The following is a 19,156-nucleotide window of genomic DNA, read 5'->3' on the forward strand; positions in this document are numbered from 1 at the left end:
TACTGGCGGTCGAGATCCTCGATCCCCCATTTGCGCGCGCGCCCGCGCTCGTCGTCGTTGCGGAACAGCAGGCGTCCCTTGAACTGCCCGCCGACGCAGCGCAGCGCCGCGCACGCCAACACGCCCTCCGGCGCGCCGCCCGAACCCATGTAGACGTCGATCGTCGTGTCCGGGTCGCTGGTCGCGATCACCCCCGCAACGTCGCCGTCGCCGATCAGCACCACGCCGCAGCCGATGCTGCGCAGCTCGGCGATCAGCGCCTCATGCCGCGGGCGATCGAGGACGCAGGCGATGATGTCCTTGGGCTGGACACCCTTGGCCGCCGCGATCGCCTCGACATTCTCGGTTGGGGTGCGATCGAGATCGATCACCCCGGCGGGCAGACCTGGGCCGACCGCCAGCTTATCCATGTAAACGTCGGGTGCGTTGAGCAGGCCGCCGGCCTCGGCGATCGCCAGCACCGCCAGGCTGTTCGGCCCCGACTTGGCGCAGATCGTCGTGCCTTCCAGCGGATCGAGCGCGATGTCGATCGCCGGCCCCTGCCCGCTGCCGACCTTCTCGCCGATGAACAGCATCGGCGCCTCGTCGCGCTCGCCCTCGCCAATCACCACCGTGCCGTCGATGTCGAGTTCGTTCAGCGCGGCGCGCATCGCCTCGACCGCAGCGGCGTCGGCCGCCTTTTCGTCACCGCGCCCGGTCAGCGTCGAGGCGGCGATCGCGGCGGCTTCGGTGACGCGCACCATCTCCAGCACGAGCACACGGTCGAGAACCTTGCTGGCAGTCGGCATGGGGAGTCCTTCTTCTCTGATCGCACCGGGATAGGCGCGCCACATGACGGTGTCGAGGCATTTTGTTTTACGTGTTATACAAGATGGCGATCAGAGCGTCAGCGCCGCCTTCAGCCCGACGACGCCGACATCGGGCGCGTCGCGCACGCCGCCGGGCTGGTGCACCCATTGCACGTTCGGGCGCAGTTCCAGCCAGTCGATCGGGTGCAGGCTGTAGTAGACCTCGGCGGCATATTCGGCGTCGCGCACCGGGGTGCCCGGCACCAGTCCGTCGGCGCGCGCGGCGCGGCCGTTGACGTTGGTGCGCGCGACCGCGACCCCCAGCACGTCGCCGGGAAGTGCGGGCACCAGCCCCTTGTAGAACAGCCCGAGCGCGACCTGATTGTCGGTGACGCTGGTCTTGCGGTCGGTCTGCGTCACGTTGAGGAAGATGCCGAGCCCGGTCAGCGACTTGCCGTCCTTCGACGTGCCGGTCAGCTGCTGCTGCATCGTGAAGTAGACGCCGTAGCGACCCGAACGCCGCAGCGGCGTGGCGCCGGTCAGCACGATCGGGCGGCGGTTACGGTCGAGGAGCACGTCATCGCCGTCGGCGGTCGCGATCCAGCCGCCAACCTTGTACGAGCCGACCTTGCCGTCATCACCGCCGCGGCTCACCCCGGTTTCGACCGGGATCAGCACGCCGGTCGCACCGTGGAAATGCCCGACGAAGAAGTCCTTCTCCAGATTGCGCGGATTGATCTCGTACACCGCGCCCTGCACGTAGCGATCGTCGTCGAGCGCGACCCGCACCCGCGCGCCCCATTGGCTGACCGGCCAATTGTACCAGTAATCGCCGGCCAGATTGCCGGGCTGCGCGCCGCAGAAGCTGAGGTTCATGAAGTGGCAGGAGAAGGCTGCGAAATCCTCGCCGGGGTTTGTGCGCCCCAGCTTCACCTCGGTCTTCGAGCCGATCTTCTGCTCCCACCACAATTGCGTGAGGCGCACGGTCTGCCCGCGGCCGTAGATTTCCTGCACCTGTTGCAGCGTGTTGAGCCCGGCATCGGTGGTCAGGTCGTAGCCGCGCCGCCACGTCGCCGTCGCCTGCACCGCGCCGCCGGTGATCCCGGCCAGCTTCTCCATATCGAGCAGCGCGCCGACGTCGAACTGCCCGGTTTCGCGGAACAGCTTCCGGTCGCCGCCGGCGACATTATACCCGCTTTCCGACGCGTAGCGCGCGGTCAGGCCGATCCCGCGGCGCCCGAGCCGGGTGCGGATCTCCTGCCAGTCGCCGATCAGCCCCGGCGGCGGCGCACTTTGCGTATCGCCGACCAGCGATGACGGGGAGGTGTCGCGCGGGCGACGCGCGACCGGCGTACGCGGCTGACGCTGCGTATCGCCGGAGCGCGTCGTCGCGCTCGCCCCCGGCTTAGGCGCATTGGGGTCGTCGGGCGGCGACGCGCCGATATCGACCTGCTGCGCCTGCGCCGCACCCGCCACCAGCAACGCGGCGGCGAAAAGCCCCTTCCTCATCTACCCTCCCGACCTTCTTGCTTGTCGTTACGTCGCGGCAACGAAGAAGCACGGGAAAGGTTCGCGCGGGGTGCGACCCTACCTCGTCATTGCGAGCGTAGCGAAGCAATGACGAGAGGATCAGTCGCGCAGCAGCTCGTTGATGCTGGTCTTGCTGCGGGTCTGCGCGTCGACCCGCTTGACGATGACCGCGCAATAGAGCGCCGGCTTGCCGTCCTCGCCGCCGATCGAGCCGGGTACGACCACCGCATAGGGCGGTACTTCGCCGCGGAAGGTTTCGCCGGTTTCGCGATCGATGATCTTGGTCGACGCACCCAAATAGACGCCCATCGACAGCACCGCGCCCTCGCCGACGCGCACGCCCTCCGCGACTTCGGCACGCGCGCCGATGAACGCGCCGTCGCCGATGATGACCGGATCGGCCTGCAGCGGCTCGAGCACGCCGCCGATCCCGGCCCCGCCCGACAGATGGACGTTCTTCCCGATCTGCGCGCAGCTTCCCACCGTCGCCCAGGTGTCGACCATCGTTCCATCGCCGACGTACGCGCCGATATTAACGAAGCTCGGCATCAGGATCGCGCCCTTGCCGACGAACGCGCCGCGCCGCACCACGCTGCCCGGCACCGCGCGGAAGCCGGCGCTGCGGAACTCGGCCTCGCTCCACCCCGAGAATTTGCTCGGCACCTTGTCGAACCAATGGCCTGCGCCCGGCCCGTTGTCGATCAGCGCATTGTCGTTGAGGCGGAAGCTGAGCAGCACCGCTTTCTTCAGCCACTGGTTGACCCGCCAGCCGCCATTGCCGTCCGGCTCGGCGACGCGCGCTTGCCCGGCGTCGAGCAGCGCCAGCGCGCGATCGACTGCGACGCGCACCTCGCCCCCGGTCGTCAGCCCCAGCTCGGCGCGGTTCTCCCACGCGGCGTCGATCGTGGCGGAAAGCTCGGCGGTCATTGGTCCTCCAAAACAGACTGGACCCACGCGGTGACGTCGGTCACGCGGTGGTCGACATAGGATCGGTCGGCGTCGTGGTCCTGCTCGGACCCGTTGTCCACCCAGACGGTGGTCATCCCGATCGCCTTGGCAGGCTTGAGGTTGCGCGCCATGTCCTCGACGAACAGCGCACGGGTCGGTTCGATATCGAAGGCGGCGCACAGCCCGGCATAGGCGCTGGCGGCGGGCTTCGGGGTCAGGTTCATCGCGACGATGTCGTGGACCGCCTCGAAGCTCTGCCCGAGCCCGAGCCGCTCCAGCACCTTGAGCGCATAGGGGCGGTCGCCGTTGGTGAAGACCAATTTGCGTCCCGGCAGCCGCGCCAGCGCGCCGGCGAGCGGCGCGTTATGCTCCAGCGCGTCCATCTCGATATCGTGGACATAGGCGAGGAACGCCTGCGGATCGACGTCGTGATCGGCCATCAGCCCCGCGAGCGTGGTGCCGTGGCCGAGAAAATATTCCTTCTGGATGCGGCGCGCCTCTATGGGATCGACGTTCAGGAAGTCGGCGATGAACGCGGTCATCCGGCGGTCGATATGCGCGAAAAGATCGGCGCTCGCCGGGTAGAGCGTGTTGTCGAGGTCGAAGATCCACGTATCGACGTGCGCGAAGGCCGGGTGCATGGCGCGCGGCTTTAGTGGGTTTGGCGGCGGGCGCAAAGCGGAGCTGCAAGCGACGACCCGAAGAAGAAGTGTTTATTCGCGCTGAGACGCGGAGGCGCAGAGATGGCGGACCCTGCGAAGCCGAACCGCTAGATGCGCGACCATTGTTAAAAGCGTGCCTGCGCCGCACGCGCAAAACCTCTGCGCCTCCGCGCGAACCATCAAGCTCCGCTTTCCACACCCCAAGGCGCATCGATATGGCGAACCTCCGCCATCATCCCCACCTCTCTGACATGACCCGTTATTCCCTTCTCGACCTCGTCCCCGTCACCGAAGGTGGCTCGGTGGCGCAATCGCTCGCCAATGCAGCGGATCTCGCGCAACACGCCGAGGCGCTCGGCTTCAATCGCTATTGGGTGGCCGAGCACCACGGCATGACCGGCATCGCTTCCGCCGCCACCGCAGTGGTGATCGCGCATGTCGGGCAGGCGACCAGCCGCATCCGCATCGGCGCGGGCGGGATCATGCTCCCCAATTCGGCACCGCTCCAGATCGCCGAGCAATTCGGCACGCTCGACGCGCTGTTTCCCGGCCGCATCGATCTTGGGCTGGGCCGTGCGCCGGGATCGGATCAGCGCGTCGCGCACGCCCTGCGCCGCAACCTGAGCAGCGACGCCAACGAATTTCCGCGCGACGTCGTCGAGCTGCAAAGCTACTTTGCCGACGACGGGCGCACCGGGATCACCGCAACGCCGGGTGCGGGCGCGAAGCCGGAAATGTGGATCCTCGGCTCCAGCCTGTTCGGTGCGCAGCTCGCCGCGATGCTGGGGCTGCCCTATGCGTTCGCTTCGCACTTCGCACCCGACGCGCTCGATCAGGCGCTCGACATCTACCGTCGCGATTTCCGCCCGTCCGCCACATTGGCGAAGCCTTATGCGATGGCGGGGTTCAACGTCTTCGCGGCCGATACGCACGAGGAGGCCGAATTGCTCGCCAGCTCGCAGCAGCAGCAGTTCGTGGCGTTGCGCACCGGCAACCCTGGGCGGATGAAGCCGCCGGTGCCGGGGTATCGCGCGTCGCTGCCGCCGCAGCACGCCGCGATCCTCGATCATGCGCTGTCGGCGAGCGCGATCGGTACCCGCGACGAGGTCGCGCGCGGGATCGCGGCGTTCGTCGCGCGCACCGGAGTCGACGAGCTGATGCTGACCAGCGCGGTCTACGACCATCAGGCGCGCCGTCACTCGATCGCGCTCGCGGCGGCGGCGATGCAGGAATTGCCGCTGGCGGCTTGATCCTCGACACCCCAAAACGACGACGGTGTCTGGCTGCAACGTTTTCCTTTATTGCGTGGGGGCGACGGTTCGTGAACTTTGCCGATTGCCCTCCCCGTTCTGCGCCGCTAACCGCACGCGATGACGCACGTCGGCATCATCATGGGCTCCACCTCGGATTGGGAAACGATGCGCCACGCGAGCGAGACGCTCGAGGCGCTCGGCATCGCGCATGAGGCGAAGGTCGTCTCCGCCCACCGCACTCCGCAACGGCTGTACGATTACGCGACCGGCGCCGCCGATCGCGGGCTGAAGGTCATCATTGCGGGCGCAGGCGGTGCCGCACATCTTCCCGGCATGGCGGCGTCGATGACGCATCTGCCGGTGCTGGGCGTGCCGGTCGAATCCAAGGCGTTGAAGGGCATGGATAGCCTGCTCTCGATCGTCCAGATGCCCGGCGGCGTGCCCGTCGGCACGTTGGCGATCGGCAAGGCCGGCGCGATCAACGCCGCGCTGCTCGCCGCGTCCATCCTCGCCCTCTCCGACGAGGCGTTGTCGCTGCGGTTGCAGGCGTGGCGTGCGAAACAGACCGACGGCGTCGCGGTCGATCCAGCATGACGGTGATCGCACCGGGCAGCACGATCGGCATCCTCGGCGGCGGGCAGCTCGGCCGCATGATCGCCAGCGCCGCGGCCGATCTCGGCTATCGCACCCACGTCCTCGCGCCCGATCGCGAGAGCGTCGCGGCGCAGACCGCCTCATCGCTGACGCGCGCCGATTACCACAACAAGGTCGTGCTCGCCGACTTCGCCGCGCAATGCGACGTCGTCACCTATGAGTTCGAGAACATCTCGGTCGCGCCGGTCGAATGGCTCGCGGAGCGCGTGCCGGTCTATCCCGGCCCCCGCAGCCTTGCGGTCGCGCAGGACCGCGTACGCGAGAAACAGTTCGTCGAGCAGGTCGGCGGCCGTCCGGCGCGCTGGCACGCGGTCGCATCGCGCGAGGAACTCGACGCGGCGATCGCCACGATCGGCTGCCCGGCGGTGCTCAAGACGACGCGCTTCGGCTATGATGGCAAGGGGCAGACGCGGCTGCTGTCGCCCGCCGACGCCGATGCCGCCTGGGAAGCGATCGGCGGGCCGGCGATCCTGGAGGCGTTCGTCGACTTCACGCACGAATTCTCGATCGTGCTGGTACGCGGACGCGACGGCACGATCACCAGCTATCCGCCGCCGTGGAACGAGCATCGCGAGGGCATTTTGCATCGGTCGACGCTGCCCGCTCCGGCACCGATCGCGGCGCAATGGACCGAGGCGGCGGCGCTGACCGGGCGGATCGCCGATGCGCTCGACCATGTCGGGGTGCTGACCTGCGAATATTTCGCGAGCGCCGAAGGACCGGTTTTCAACGAGATGGCACCGCGGGTGCACAATTCGGGGCATTGGACGATCGAGGGCGCGGCGACGTCGCAATTCGCCAACCACGTCCGCGCGATCTGCGGCCTGCCGCTCGGCGATACGGCGCTGGTCGCACAAGCCGCGTCGATGGAGAACCTGATCGGCGCAGATTGGGAGCGCTGGCCCGATTACGTCGCCGCGCGGGACACCTATTTGCACCTTTACGGCAAGCGCGAGACGCGCGAGGGCCGCAAGATGGGACATGTCACCCGGTTGACGCGGTAGGTTCGTCGTTGCGGGTGTGGCGTGCCGCGCTATCCCCGCCGCGCGCCGGCAATCATCCGCCGCGCGATCTTTCGCACCCCTTCATCGTCCTTCGTCGCATCATCGGCCGGGTCGCCGAGATGGTCGAGGCCGTCTTCCAGATGATCGAGGAGCCCCGGGTGCTTGCCCTCGACATATTCGATCAGCCTGAACAGCAGATGCTCGGTCGCGATCTCGCGTTGACGGGTCTGCACCAGGGGGTCGTTCATCGTGCGCTCCGGATTGTTCGCCCTCGCCAACTGTCGGCGCTGCGCCGGCGTTCCGTCACGACAGCTTGACGATCCGTTCGGTCAGCACCGCGACCCTGATCCCGAACCGGCGCGCTTCCAAGCGGTTGGCGAGCGTGCGTCCGTCGGGTTGCAGCGTCAGCGTCTGGCGGACCCGAAAGCCGCCGGTGCTGACGAACGCCAGCCGCAACGTCCTCCCCTCGACCACGCCGGTCACCGGCCCGCGCGCGTCGGTGAGCGTGCCGGCATAGCGCCCCGGCGCGATCTGCCGCAGCCGCCAGTGACGCGGGCGCGGCGGTTTGTCGCCCTCGGTCACGATCTGGTCGAGCGTCAGGACGCCGTCGCGGTCGATCCGCCCGGCGCCGCGCACGCTCACCGGTCGCCCCTTGCGCAGGATGACCTTCAGCGTGGCGGTGCCGCGCGTCTCCCCGGCGAAGAAGCGCAGCGGATCGAAGCTGGCGACACTGGCGGCGGCAAGCGCGAGGGACAATAGCATCCCGCCCTAACGCCGCGCGCGGCGAAATGACGCCAGCCGCAGCACGACGAACCCCGCCGCCGCCGACAGCAACGATCCCGCGAGCACCCCGATCTTCACCGCATCGACCTGCGCCGGGTCGGCGAAGGCGAGGCCGCCGATGAACAGGCTCATCGTGAAACCGATCCCGCACAGCAGCGCCGCGCCGTAAACCTGCATCCATGAGGCGTGGCGCGGCCGCTGCGCCCAGCCGAGCCGCACCGCGGCGACGACCGCGCCGAATACGCCCACTTGCTTGCCGATCACCAGCCCCGCCGCGACCCCCAGCGGCAACGGCTGCAGCACCGTAGCCACCCCGACACCCGCCAGCGCGACTCCGGCGTTGGCGAAGCCGAACACCGGCACGACCAGAAACGCCACCCACGGCTGTAACGCATGCTCCAGCCGGTGGAGCGGCGAGCCCGCATCATCGGGCGCGCCGGGCGAGCGACGGATCGGAATCATGACCGCCGCCAGCACCCCGGCGATCGTCGCATGCACCCCCGACATCCACACCGCGCCCCATAAGGCCACCGACAGCAGCAGATACGGCCATAGCCGCGTCACCCCCACGCGCCCGAGCGCGGCCATCGCCGCCATGATCGCCCCCGCCGCCAGCAGCGCGACACCCCCGATCGACGCGGTATAGGCGAGCGCGATCACCACCACCGCGCCCATGTCGTCAACGATCGCGACCGTGGTCAGGAACAGCTTGAGCGACGCGGGCACGCGCGGCCCGAGCAGCGCCATGACGCCGATGGCGAACGCAATGTCGGTCGCCGAGGGGATTGCCCAGCCGCGCGCCAGCCCCGGCGCACCCGCGACGACGAACAGATAGATCAGCGCCGGCACCGCCATCCCGCTGGCCGCCGCGATCGTCGGCAGCGCACGATCGGACCAGCTCGACAGATGCCCGTCGACCAGCTCGCGCTTGATCTCCAGCCCGACCAGCAGGAAGAACAGCGCCATCAACGCATCGTCGATCCAGTGCAGTACCGACAGCGGCCCGACATGCCGCTGAAGCAGCGCGAAATACGCCGGGGCCAGCGGACTGTTCGCCACGATCATCGCCGCCGCCGCCGACAGCATCAGCACGATCCCGCCCGCCGCCTCGCTCTTCAGGAACATCCGGAGCGCAGAGCGTGGGCGCACGACAAGAGATAACGTCATCGGGGTCCTTCCAAGCGGAGCACTGCCGGCGGCCCGACCGGCATCATTACCTGCTCGCCTCCGAAGGCGCACACCCATCGCGGCTATCGCACCGCTCTGCCCGAACGACAACCACCCGGCAGCACCTTCCCCCATTTGTAACGTTTTATGCAAATGATAGTGACTATCATAAGCGGCAAGGTTAGACGCCGCGTTGATAAATCGGGGAAACGCACATGAAGTTCTGGTTCGTCCTTCTATCCGGAAGCGCACTCGGCCTCCTGCCCGCCGCCGCCTACGCCGCCGCTCCGGACGGCGTCGATGTCGCGGCGGAGGCGCAGCGCGACGGCGATGTGGTGGTCGTCGGCAAGAGCTATGGTCGCGAGGTCGGCAAGACCGTCACCCCGTTGAAGGACACGCCCAACACGATCACGATCATCGAGCACGAGCAGATCGAGGCGCAGAACCTCTTCACGCTCGAGGATGCGATGACCGCCACCAACGGCATCACCGTCACCGGCATCGGCAGCGAGGATCCGTCGTTCAATTCGCGCGGCTTCGTCATCAACAACTATCTGATCGACGGCGTGCCCACGCAATCGTTCGGCTTTCCCGGCGTGGTGCCGGACCTGTTCTTCTATGACCGGCTCGAGGTGCTGCGCGGCCCCGCCGGGCTGTTCACCGGCGCGGGCAATCCGGCCGGGAGCATTAACCTGATCCGCAAGCGCCCGCTGGAGGCGACCCGGGTGCAGGCGGCGGCGGGCTATGGCAGCTACGACAACGTCCGGCTGGAGCTGGACGCCTCGACGCGGCTCGGCGACGCGATCGGCGTGCGCGCGGGCGCGATGGCGCAGGATCAGGACCAATTCTTCGACACCGCGCACCGGCGGCGCTGGGGCGCGTTCGCGGTCGGCGACGTGAAGATCGGCGAGCGGACCACGCTGACCGGCGGCATCTATTACGATCGCTTCCAGCCGGCGGTGCAGACCGGGCTGCCCGGCTATGTCGGCGGCGCGGATGGCAGCGAGGGGCGGTTGCTCGACGTGCGCCGCTCGACCTATCTCGGCGCCGACTGGAACCGCTTCAATTCGGAAAGCTGGACCGGGTTCGTCGAACTGGCGCACCGGATCAGCGACCGCTGGACGCTGCGCGCGACCGGCATGATCGCCAACGTCGATCGCGTCGACAAATACAGCTATATCGGCAACGCCGCGGTCACGCCGGAGAACGGCGGGCTGACCAACCATATCGCGTTCATGGGCGACAACCGCCAGCGCACGCGCTCGTTCGACATCAACGGCGCCGGCAGCTTCCCCGCCTTCGGGCGCGAGCAGACCCTGATCCTCGGCATGGATTATCAGGCGCTCGACTATACGTCCTATTATTCGCGGCTCAGCAATTATGCGCAGATCAACGTCTTTGACCCGGTCTATCCGGCCGAGCCGCCGATGGACCCGCGCGCGCAGCTGCCGCTCTATCCGGTGCAGGGCACGACCACGGCGTGCACGGTCGCCTCCACGACCTGCATCGCGCACGTCTCGGGGGCGACGCGCACCTATGTCGAGCAATACGGCCTGTACGGGCAGATGCGGCTGTCGCCGGTCGATCGGCTGACGTTGGTGGGCGGCGGTCGCGCGACCTGGTGGTCGAACGACCTCGACACGCTCAATCGCCTGACCGGCGCGGTGACCGCGCGGTCGCAGTATGGCTATGACGCGCGGTTCACTCCGTATGGCGCGGTGCTGTTCGACGTTACGCCCACGCTCAACCTCTATGTCAGCTATGCCGACAGCTTTACCCCGCAGGCGCCGCCCGCCAACCGCGCCCGCCCGGACGGGCGCGCGATCGAGCCGCTGGTCGGCAACCAATATGAAGCGGGCACCAAGCTGTCGCTGATGAACCAGCGGCTGTTGCTGTCGCTCGCGGCCTATCAGATCACGCAGGACAACCGGCTCGTCAATCCGCCCGAACTGCCCGACGTCGTGCTGCAGGCCGGCCGCGTCCGCGCACGCGGGATCGAGGCGGAGGCGACCGGGCAGATCGTGCCCGGGTGGCGGATCAATGGCGGCTACACCTACACCCACACCGAATATCTGGAGGATACCGAGCCGCAATTCGAGGGGATCGCGCTGATGCCGATCATCCCGAAGCATATGGCGAAGCTCTTCACGAACTACGCGCCGACTGGTGGCGCGCTGGCGGGGGCGAGCATCGGCGGCGGGCTGACGTGGTTTTCGTCCACCTATGGCGGCACGCCGGCGCTTTACGCGGCGAACGGCACGCTCCGCTCGCGGTCGACGATCGTGCGGCAGGATGCCTATGCGGTGGTCGACCTGCGCGCGGGCTATCAGCTCACCGAGCGCCTGTCGCTGTCGGTCAACGTCAACAACCTGCTCGACAAGAGCTATTATGCGCGCATCTCCAGCACGGGGCGCGGCAATTTCTACGGCGTGCCGCGCACAATATTCGGGACGCTGCGCTACACGTTCCAGTGAGGATACAGGTCGTCGCCCGGAGCAAGCCCCGGGCGACGTGCCACGACATGACCGGATTACAGGCCGTCGCGATCGGGGCCGATGTTGTAACCCGTCGCGCTAGGGCCACGATCGTCCTCCCGCGCCGCCATGCGATCCGGCGCCTGATCGTCCGCGCGTCCCAGCAGCCGGCCGAGCGCACGCCCGGCCTGTTCCCGGCCACCCAGCCCGAACGCGAGCGCGAAGGCCACCGCCACCGCGCCCAGCAACAGACCGAACGCCATGTTGATGATGTCGTCGGCCAATCCCATGAAGCGCAACCCGATCGCGGTGCCCAGCACGATGATCGCGACGCGGACCACCGGCGCGGCGGCGCGCGTGCCGTCCTGCCCGTTGCTCTCGATCGCGCGCGCGATCAGCCGAGCGATGACGACCGCAGCGAAGATGATGATCGAGCCGAACACGACCTGCCCGAACAACGTCAGCACCTCGGCCATGATCCGCGAGCCGTACGCGAAGTCGAGCTGGCGGAACGCCTCCATCAACCCGAAGATCACCACCGCGACCATCACGCCCTGCCCGACCAGCTTCGACGGCTGGAAGCCGGTCGACACCGGTGCGGCCAAGTCGTCGCGCGCCTGCACCTGCTTCCACAGCCCGGTGGCGCCGACCGCGCGATCGAAGCCGGTCGTGCCCAGGAACTGCGTCAGCAACCGCGCAGCGAACTTGCCGATCGCATAGGCTACGGCGAGGATCAGCGCGGCGGCGATGACGTGCGGGATCGCGTCGAGGATGATGCGCAGCATCGCGGTCGCCGGCTGCGAGATCGCGGCGATGTTCAGCGTGTCCAGCGCGGCGATCGCGACCGGAATGATGATCAGCGCGAAGACGATCGCGCCCAGCGTGCGCGGCAGCATCGCCGGATCGGCGGGCGCGCCGTCGCCCAGCCGCGACGAGAATCGCTCGACATGGCTGGCGGTCACCACCGCCTCCACCGCTTTGCGCGCGACCTTCGCCAGTACATAGCCGAGGAAGAAGATCAGACTGGCGCCGATAATATGCGGCACCGCCTGCCCGAACCCGCGCAGCATGTCGCCGAGCGGCCCGGTCGCACCGGCCAGGCCCAGCGGCTGCGTGGCGAGGAACAGCGCGATTAGCAGCACGACCCAATAGGCCGCGTCGCCGACCTGCGCACCGATGCTGTCGGGATGGCGCGCGCCGATCCCCGGCTCATTGGCGTGCTGCGCCAGCGGAGTGCGGTTGACCAGCCTGGCGACCGCCCATTTGATCGCGCGCGCGATCAGCCAGCCGATCAGCAGGATGATCGCCGCGGCCAGCAGGCGCGGCAGCCATTGTTCGGCATAGAACAGGAATTGCGAGCCGAACTCGCGGCCGTTCGACACGATCGTGCCGCCGGCGTCCGTGACGTCGTTCATGGTTAATCCTTTGGTACGAAACTTCGGGGCGGGTCATAGCGCCGGCGGGGTGGTGACGAGCCCGCAGCCGGCGGTCGCCTTGGCCACCTCCAGCGGCAACTTCGGGTCCTTCACCTGACCGGCGACGCGGACGAAGTCGCCGACGGTCAGCCGCCCCGGCGTGGTGTCGCCCTCGCGTGTCGCCCGCGCTGCGCGGCCGAGCTGTTGCAACTGACCCAGCGACAGATTGGCCTCCAGCCGGTCGCCGACGCATTGCGACTGCGCGGGCTCGAACCCGTATCCCTCCAGCGACGAGGCGATCCGCGCGGACGGATTGACACAAGCCGACACGGCAAAGGTCAACACCGCTGCGGTCGCCGCAGCCTTCAACATCGTCATCATCATTCCCCTGTCGAAACAAGGTAAACTTATGATCCTGGTTAAATATCCTAGTATTTATGCACTAGCATATTGGGATCTTTGAACTAAAATTCACTTTCCCTACTGCCCGGCTGACGGGCAAATCAACTTTGTGACGGCGAAAGCAGCAGGCATTTTGCCCGCGGTACTCTTGCCAGAAAGCCGAAGACGCCCGCGGTGCAGCCACGATTTGTAGGTGTTGAGCGGCACCGCCAGCCGCGCGGCGCCATCCTCCATCGACACGCCCTCCAGCGACATGCGCAGCGCCGCGCGCGGCCCATCCGGCAACCGCTCGACCGCGCGCAACGTCTCGCTGAGTTCCGCCGCCGCCTCCTGTGCCGGCGGGATGGCGTGCAGGCGATGGGCGACCTCGTCGTCGACATCGACCTCGTGCCGATGGCGGCGCAGCCCGCTGATGAAGGCGTTGCGCATCACCGTCCGCGCCCAGCAGCCGATGTTCGAGCCCGGCTGGAACGTGCTCCGCGACCGCCAGCAGCGCAGGAGCGTCTCCTGCACCAGATCCTCCGCATCGGCGAGCGTTCCCGCCAGCCGTCGTGCGTAGCGCAGCAACCCCGCGGTTTCGCCGAGCAGCAGGCGATCGAAGTCGCATGCGGCGACAGGTGCGATCGTGGTCACGGGCGCTTGCGCTTCGACGCGGCACCGGCTTCCGCGCCGCGCTGCTCTGCAGCACCCCGGTCACGTGCGGCATCATCGCCGATCAGCTTGCCGATCGCCTCCTGCACCGATCCCCTCGCCTTGCGCGTGGCCTGCGCGTCATCGTTCCGCCGCCCGGTCATGCCGCGCTCTCCTGATCCGCTGTCCTGATGGTGACGGCATCGCCGTCGAAACCGCGCGCCCGCGCCCAGGTGACCGCGCCAACCCGCCGGTTCACCCCGATCTTCGCATAGATGCGCGCCACATGGTTGCGCACGGTGTTGCCCGCGACGTTCAGCGTCCGTGCGATCGTCTTGTCGTCATAGCCACGACAGATCAGCGCCAGCACTTCGCGTTCGCGCGCGGTGAGATCGTCGAGCCCGGGTCCGTCGCCGCCACGCTGCGGCGTGCGCAGCCGGGCCAGCTTGTCCATGATCGAGCGGCTGAACCAGCTTGTATCCTTCATCACCGCCTCGATCGCGCCGACCAGTTCAAGCTCGGTGGTCTTGCGCTGCGTGATGTCCTGAAACGCCCACAGCACACACGCTTCGTCACCCAGCCGGATCGCTTCGGTCGACACCAGGCAGTCGATCACCCCGCCGTCCTTGACGCGGATCCGCGCCTCGTGCGCGCGCAGATCGTGGCCGCCGTCGATCGCGGTTTCGATCTCGCGCCGGATCGCGCTGCTCTCCCACAATTCGACATCGCCGAGCGGGCGGCCGATGATCTCCGTCGCGGCATAGCCGGTCAATTGCGTGAAGCTGGCGTTGATCTCGCACAGCAGATGCCCGTCACGCGCGCCGATTGCCATCGGCACCGGCGCCATCTGGAACGTGCGCGTGAAGCGTTCCTCGCTATGGCGCAATGCGCCCTCGGCCTTCCGCCGCGGCTCCAGGTCGGCGAAGGTGAACAGCATGCAGGGCTGATCGCCCATGTCGATCGGCTGCCCGGCGACGATCACCAGCCGCGTGCCGCCGCCGGGCAGTTCCAGCTCGGCCTCCATCTGCGGGATCGTGCGGCCTTCGGACAGGCGCTCCTTGGCCAAATCGCGACGCTCGGCCTGACGCAGAACGTCGATGTCATACACCGTCCGGCACAGCACCTGATCGCGCTGATAGCCCGTCATCTCCAGAAAACCCTGATTGACCTTGATGAGCCGCAGGTCGCTCAGCCGACAGATCAGCGCCGGCGCGGGGTTGGCGTTGAACGACTGCTCGAACCGGTCCTCCGCCTCGTAGCGCGCTGAGACGTCCTGGATGATGAGGACGAGGCACGCCGGCTCGGCATCGTCGGCGTCGTTGAGCACCAGACTGCGGACCTGATGCACCCACCGCGGCTCGTCGTCGCCCACGGCCATCACCTCGACGACCACCTCGGAAAAGGAATCGCCGGCCACGACACGCTCGACGGGATAATCGTCCGCCTCCAGCCGGTGATTGTTGCGATACCGCAACCGGAACCGCGCGCGATACTCGTCGACCGTCGCGCCCAGCTCCGCGATCGACGAGACGCCGTGCATCGCCAGCGCGGCGTCGTTCGCCCACAGCAGCGTCTGATCGGGATCGATCAGGATCACGCCTTCGTCCAAACCGACGATGATCTGGCGCAGATGGCGCAGGTCGGCGGTTTCGCGCAGCGTCTTGAAGGAGGCGGCGGCGCTCATCGCGCCCCGCTGGCGATCATGGCATCAGAAAAGGGGTACGCAGCACTCTGCATCGACGATCTTTCCCGATCGGCGTCGAGAAAACCGCCGATACATATCGCCAAACTAATCTAGATAAGGCTTCGTTCCTGGTAGCTTTGCAGGAAAAAGCTAGTCCTTCAGCACCACGGCGACCAGTTCGGCCTGCGTCTCGTACATCTGCCGCAGGCGATGATGGATCGCCCGCGCGCCCACCTCCTGTGACTTTTCGGCGAGGTGCAGATGATCCTCCGCACGGCGCAGCAGATAGGCGCGCTCGTCATCCACGGAGCGCAGCGTGGGATACGGGTGGTTCTCTCCGGTCATGCAATAAAGATACGCTTCGCAAGCACCTTGGCCATCCTCTGGAAATACCAGCGGCCCTAGTGCTTTCGCGCCACAGGCTACGCAGGTGCGCGGGTTGGCGCTGCCGGCGTGCCGTGTCGCTGTCGAATGACGGCAACGTCGACGCTGCCGCGCTGACCCCGTCCCGTCACCGCCACACCATCTGTCGATGGCGCGGGCAGAACCACCAACCGGATGACCTCAGGCGCAAAGGTGGTACCGCGGAGCGGAGAGGCTGGCTTGCGCTAACGAGGAATGACCGGCCCTGCCCGGATTGCCAACCAACACTCGTAGGTTACCGAGTCGACGCCGTCCGGCGGACGTAGAAAAGGTGGGTGTCGACCTTTGCGACCTTCGTCATCGTGTCGCGCCAGTACGGCACCATCCAGTCGGCATGATAATGGGTGGCGCGGCCGACGTCGGCGAAGACGCGGCCCGCCAGTGCCCCTCGCGCCAAGCGCCGCACCGCCGACCAGCCGACGTGCCGGGTACGCCGCCCGACCGACCCGTCGCAGGTAAAGGAAAATTGGCAACCGGTCGCCCGCTCGAAGCCCTGATAGACGACGCCGCAGATGGTGCGCGGAAAGCCGGGGGCCCGCGCACGGTTGAGGACGACCTGGATGACCGCCCGCTGTCCGCGCGGGTCGTCACCCGCTTCGTAGAGGGCGGCGGTGGCGAGGCAGTCGACCGCCTGCGCCCGCTCGGCCGGCCCACCGCGGAAGTGGAACGGTGCCGCGCGCCGCCGCGCGCTTACGACGATCGGGACTGCCGCGTTCGAGGTGCGCGCCTCCGCCATCGTCAACCGCGGCGCTCGTGCCGGTTTCGGCGCGTCGGCGTCGTTATCCAGCAAACCCGCCGCGATGATGAGGGCACCCACGACGAAGATCAGCAGCAGCCAACGCTCCGCCGCGGCGTCGCGCCGCACCGCGCGCCTCTTCGCGTTACGGGTGGTGCACCGGGCGGTCATCACCGGCGCCCTAGCGCAGTCGGCGTTCCGAAGCAGCGTTGATGATGCCGGGGACCGATGATGCGGGACAATCTCCCGATGCCTCAAACTCGCCGCCGCGCGATGCGGCGAACACGCCCATCTGGCAAACGGCCACCTTGCCGGCCGACCCGGCGTATCGGCGCCGCACAGACATCGCCGATGCAAACCGACATTCTTGTTTTAGGCCGGCGCCTCTTCGTCAGAAGGCGAAGCTCATCGTGCCGATCGCGCGACGCGGGTCGCCGATCGCGACGCCATAGGGGTTCACTGCGGAGGTATAATAGGTTTTGTCGAAGACATTCTTCAGGTTGAACTGGAACGTGACCCGCCGCCCGGCCAGCGCCGTGTCATAGGTCACGAACGCGTCTGCCACGACGTAATCGTCGAGCCAGAAACTATTGGCGCTGTCGCCCGGACGCCGTGCGACATAGCGACCGCCCGCCCCGATCCGCAGCCGGTCGTCCCCCGCGATCGCCCCGACGTCATAAGCGGCCGACAGCGACGCGGTATGCGGTGCGACGTTCGCGAGTTGCTTGCCCGCGAACACCGGATCGTCGGTCGTCCGCGCGTGGGTATAGGCATAGCTGCCGATCAGGCTCAGCGCACGCGTGAGCTTGCCCGAGACGTCGAACTCCACCCCGCGCGAGATCGCGCGGCCGGCGGTGCGATAGTCGGTCAGCGACGTGGCCGAATTGAATTGCGACACCAGCACGTTGCGCTTGTCGATGTCGTAGAGCGCAAGGGTCGCCGACACGCGACCCGGCACGTCGAGTTTGGCGCCGACCTCGAACGACCGCCCACGCTCCGGCGCGAACGCGGAGGTGATCGTCACCCCGCTGGCGAGCGGCGCGATTGTCGACGTCGGCTTGAGTGAGCGGGTATAGCTCGCGTAGAGCGACACGGCCTCCGCCGCACGCCAGACGAGCCCAGCCTGTGGCACAAACTCCCAACCGTCGAGATCGGTGTTGACGGTGAACGGCCGCCCCCGCCCCGCGCGCTGGTCGAACCCGACCAGTCGTCCGCCCGCGACCACGATCCAGCGCTCGCCGAGGTGGATCGAATCCTGTCCGAAGAGCGAGTAATTGTAGAGCCGGTCGGTCTGGTCGCTGTCGCTCGCCGAGACCGTCGTCGGGAACGGTTCGCGACCGTAGACCGGCGTCACATAGCTGAAGGTGTTGCGTACTGCCTGGCGGATCAGGTCGCGCCGATAGTAGCGGCGATATTCGCCCTCAGCGCCGACGATCACGTCGTGACGCGCACCGAACAGGTCGAACCCGCCATCGACATACGCCTGCGCATAGGCGTCGGTGCTCAGCGAACCGACCGTCGCGTCGTTGCTGCGCGTCAACGTGCCTCTTGCGACATTGACCCCGGTGACGCGCAACTGCCCGGCGTCGTACGCCTCGCTGTTGAAGCTGGTCGCAAGATGCGCCGCCCAGCCACCGCCGAGCCGGTGATCGACCACAAGCTGGACGAGATGGCTCGACCCGAACATGCGATTGTTCGGATCATCGAGCCGCAGACGCCGCGGCACCGCCAGCGGGGTGAGCGTGCGCGGATCAAGCGCGGTGCCGCGATCGAACGGATAGTCGAAGCGCCGGTATTCGTACCACAACACCGCCTGAGTCGAGCCGCCGTACCAGCCGAGCGACGGTGCAATCAGCGTGTCGCGGCGTTCACCGAAATTGCGCCAGTAATCCTCGTCCTGATGATCGAGAACGAGCCGCCCGGCCAGATCGCCGGCAATCGGCCCGGTCACGTCGGCCATCGCCTCCAGCCCGGCGCGTGCGTTGGCGTAGCTCGATCCGGTCAGCGCGATGGTCAGTTGCGGGTCGAGCAGCGGCTTGCGCGCGACGATGTTGATGATCCCGCCCGGATCCATGATCCCGTACAGCAGCGAGGCAGGGCCCTTGAGCACCTCGACGCTCTGCGTGGCGGCGTTGAACGCGCGGCCCTGCACCACCGGCATCCCGTTGTGCATCACCGACCCGTCGCGGTTGCCGCCGAAGCCACGTTTCAGCACCGTATCCTGCGTCGCGGCCAGCGTATTGCCCTGCGTGATGCCGCTGACATTGGTCAGTACGTCGTCAAGGTAGCGCGGCCGCTGGTCGCGGATCACCTGCGCCGGCACGATGTTGATCGTCTGTGGCGTCTCAAGCGGGGGCGCCGACGAGCGCAGCGTTGAGGCGTCCGGTGCCGGTTTGTAGCTGTCGTCGGCGGCTTTGGGCGCGGGCGAGGCACGTCCGGTGACGATGATATCACGCTCGGCACCGCTCTCGGCCGTGCCGAGGGCGTCGGTCGCCGCTGCCTGTGCCGCGGACGCGATGGCCAGGCCTGCGACCAACAGGCCGCTGGTGAACGTCTTCATGAAAGCCCCTTCCCTCGCCTTCGCCATACATTATTGATACGAG

General features: G+C 67.6%; 19 protein-coding genes. 4 read left to right on the forward strand and 15 right to left on the reverse strand.

Going from position 1 to position 19,156, the window contains the following annotated elements; translation table 11 throughout:
- The 4 genes from glpX to AADI75_RS06850 all read right to left on the reverse strand — a co-directional run.
- Nucleotides 1-788, reverse strand: a 788-nt coding sequence (glpX, locus tag AADI75_RS06835) for a class II fructose-bisphosphatase (RefSeq protein ID WP_341208293.1), incomplete at its 3' end; no start/stop codon positions are given.
- A 90-nt stretch (nt 789-878) separates the two neighbouring features.
- On the reverse strand, nt 879-2,297 hold the full coding sequence (locus AADI75_RS06840) for a carbohydrate porin (RefSeq protein WP_341208294.1): 1,419 nt from the start codon (nt 2,295-2,297) through the stop codon (nt 879-881).
- Nucleotides 2,298-2,417: 120 nt separating this feature from the next.
- On the reverse strand, nt 2,418-3,245 hold the full coding sequence (dapD, locus tag AADI75_RS06845; protein WP_341208295.1) for a 2,3,4,5-tetrahydropyridine-2,6-dicarboxylate N-succinyltransferase: 828 nt from the start codon (nt 3,243-3,245) through the stop codon (nt 2,418-2,420).
- A complete protein-coding gene (locus AADI75_RS06850; RefSeq protein WP_341208296.1) occupies nt 3,242-3,907 on the reverse strand; it encodes a pyrimidine 5'-nucleotidase in 666 nt (221 codons plus the stop codon). Before AADI75_RS06850 ends, dapD begins: the two co-directional genes overlap by 4 nt.
- A 272-nt stretch (nt 3,908-4,179) precedes the next feature.
- On the opposite strand from AADI75_RS06850, the gene AADI75_RS06855 reads away from it, so the two are divergent.
- From AADI75_RS06855 to AADI75_RS06865, 3 genes are all read left to right on the forward strand, one after another.
- A complete protein-coding gene (locus AADI75_RS06855; RefSeq protein ID WP_341208297.1) occupies nt 4,180-5,178 on the forward strand; it encodes an LLM class flavin-dependent oxidoreductase in 999 nt (332 codons plus the stop codon).
- Between the two features lie 120 nt (nt 5,179-5,298).
- On the forward strand, nt 5,299-5,775 hold the full coding sequence (gene purE, locus AADI75_RS06860) for a 5-(carboxyamino)imidazole ribonucleotide mutase (protein ID WP_341208298.1): 477 nt from the start codon (nt 5,299-5,301) through the stop codon (nt 5,773-5,775).
- Entirely contained in the window at nt 5,772-6,839 is a 1,068-nt protein-coding gene (locus tag AADI75_RS06865; RefSeq protein ID WP_341208299.1) for a 5-(carboxyamino)imidazole ribonucleotide synthase, read from the forward strand. Before purE ends, AADI75_RS06865 begins: the two co-directional genes overlap by 4 nt.
- Nucleotides 6,840-6,868: 29 nt before the next feature.
- On the opposite strand, the gene AADI75_RS06870 is transcribed toward AADI75_RS06865, so the two are convergent.
- Genes AADI75_RS06870 through nhaA form a run of 3 tightly spaced genes read right to left on the reverse strand, consistent with a single transcriptional unit; the run spans nt 6,869 to nt 8,789 of the window.
- Nucleotides 6,869-7,087: a hypothetical protein gene (locus tag AADI75_RS06870; protein ID WP_341208300.1), complete on the reverse strand. Its 219-nt coding sequence runs from the start codon at nt 7,085-7,087 to the stop codon at nt 6,869-6,871.
- A 55-nt stretch (nt 7,088-7,142) separates the two neighbouring features.
- Nucleotides 7,143-7,601, reverse strand: coding sequence for a DUF3833 family protein (locus tag AADI75_RS06875; RefSeq protein ID WP_341208301.1), 459 nt, complete (start codon nt 7,599-7,601; stop codon nt 7,143-7,145).
- 6 nt (nt 7,602-7,607) lie between these two features.
- On the reverse strand, nt 7,608-8,789 hold the full coding sequence (nhaA, locus tag AADI75_RS06880) for a Na+/H+ antiporter NhaA (protein ID WP_341208302.1): 1,182 nt from the start codon (nt 8,787-8,789) through the stop codon (nt 7,608-7,610).
- Between the two features lie 215 nt (nt 8,790-9,004).
- On the opposite strand from nhaA, the gene AADI75_RS06885 reads away from it, so the two are divergent.
- Nucleotides 9,005-11,263 (forward strand): TonB-dependent siderophore receptor, encoded by a 2,259-nt coding sequence (locus tag AADI75_RS06885; RefSeq protein ID WP_341208303.1) that lies wholly within the window; start codon nt 9,005-9,007, stop codon nt 11,261-11,263.
- A gap of 56 nt (nt 11,264-11,319) precedes the next feature.
- On the opposite strand, the gene AADI75_RS06890 is transcribed toward AADI75_RS06885, so the two are convergent.
- The 8 genes from AADI75_RS06890 to AADI75_RS06925 form a co-directional block, all read right to left on the reverse strand.
- A complete protein-coding gene (locus tag AADI75_RS06890; protein ID WP_341208304.1) occupies nt 11,320-12,678 on the reverse strand; it encodes a mechanosensitive ion channel in 1,359 nt (452 codons plus the stop codon).
- Between the two features lie 33 nt (nt 12,679-12,711).
- A complete protein-coding gene (locus tag AADI75_RS06895; RefSeq protein ID WP_341208305.1) occupies nt 12,712-13,056 on the reverse strand; it encodes a hypothetical protein in 345 nt (114 codons plus the stop codon).
- A 102-nt stretch (nt 13,057-13,158) separates the two neighbouring features.
- Nucleotides 13,159-13,713 carry an RNA polymerase sigma factor gene (locus tag AADI75_RS06900; protein ID WP_341208306.1) on the reverse strand — a complete coding sequence of 185 codons (555 nt, stop codon included), beginning with the start codon at nt 13,711-13,713 and terminating at the stop codon, nt 13,159-13,161.
- Nucleotides 13,710-13,874: a hypothetical protein gene (locus AADI75_RS06905; RefSeq protein WP_341208307.1), complete on the reverse strand. Its 165-nt coding sequence runs from the start codon at nt 13,872-13,874 to the stop codon at nt 13,710-13,712. Before AADI75_RS06905 ends, AADI75_RS06900 begins: the two co-directional genes overlap by 4 nt.
- Nucleotides 13,871-15,394: a PAS domain S-box protein gene (locus AADI75_RS06910; protein ID WP_341208308.1), complete on the reverse strand. Its 1,524-nt coding sequence runs from the start codon at nt 15,392-15,394 to the stop codon at nt 13,871-13,873. Before AADI75_RS06910 ends, AADI75_RS06905 begins: the two co-directional genes overlap by 4 nt.
- 150 nt (nt 15,395-15,544) lie before the next feature.
- Entirely contained in the window at nt 15,545-15,739 is a 195-nt protein-coding gene (locus AADI75_RS06915) for a hypothetical protein (protein WP_341208309.1), read from the reverse strand.
- Between the two features lie 313 nt (nt 15,740-16,052).
- A complete protein-coding gene (locus tag AADI75_RS06920) occupies nt 16,053-16,724 on the reverse strand; it encodes a cell wall hydrolase (RefSeq protein WP_341208310.1) in 672 nt (223 codons plus the stop codon).
- 220 nt (nt 16,725-16,944) lie between these two features.
- Nucleotides 16,945-19,113: a TonB-dependent siderophore receptor gene (locus tag AADI75_RS06925; RefSeq protein ID WP_341208311.1), complete on the reverse strand. Its 2,169-nt coding sequence runs from the start codon at nt 19,111-19,113 to the stop codon at nt 16,945-16,947.
- Nucleotides 19,114-19,156 lie beyond the last annotated feature (43 nt).

This window comes from uncultured Sphingomonas sp., from assembly GCF_964021865.1.
In the GTDB taxonomy this organism is placed as follows: domain Bacteria; phylum Pseudomonadota; class Alphaproteobacteria; order Sphingomonadales; family Sphingomonadaceae; genus Sphingomonas.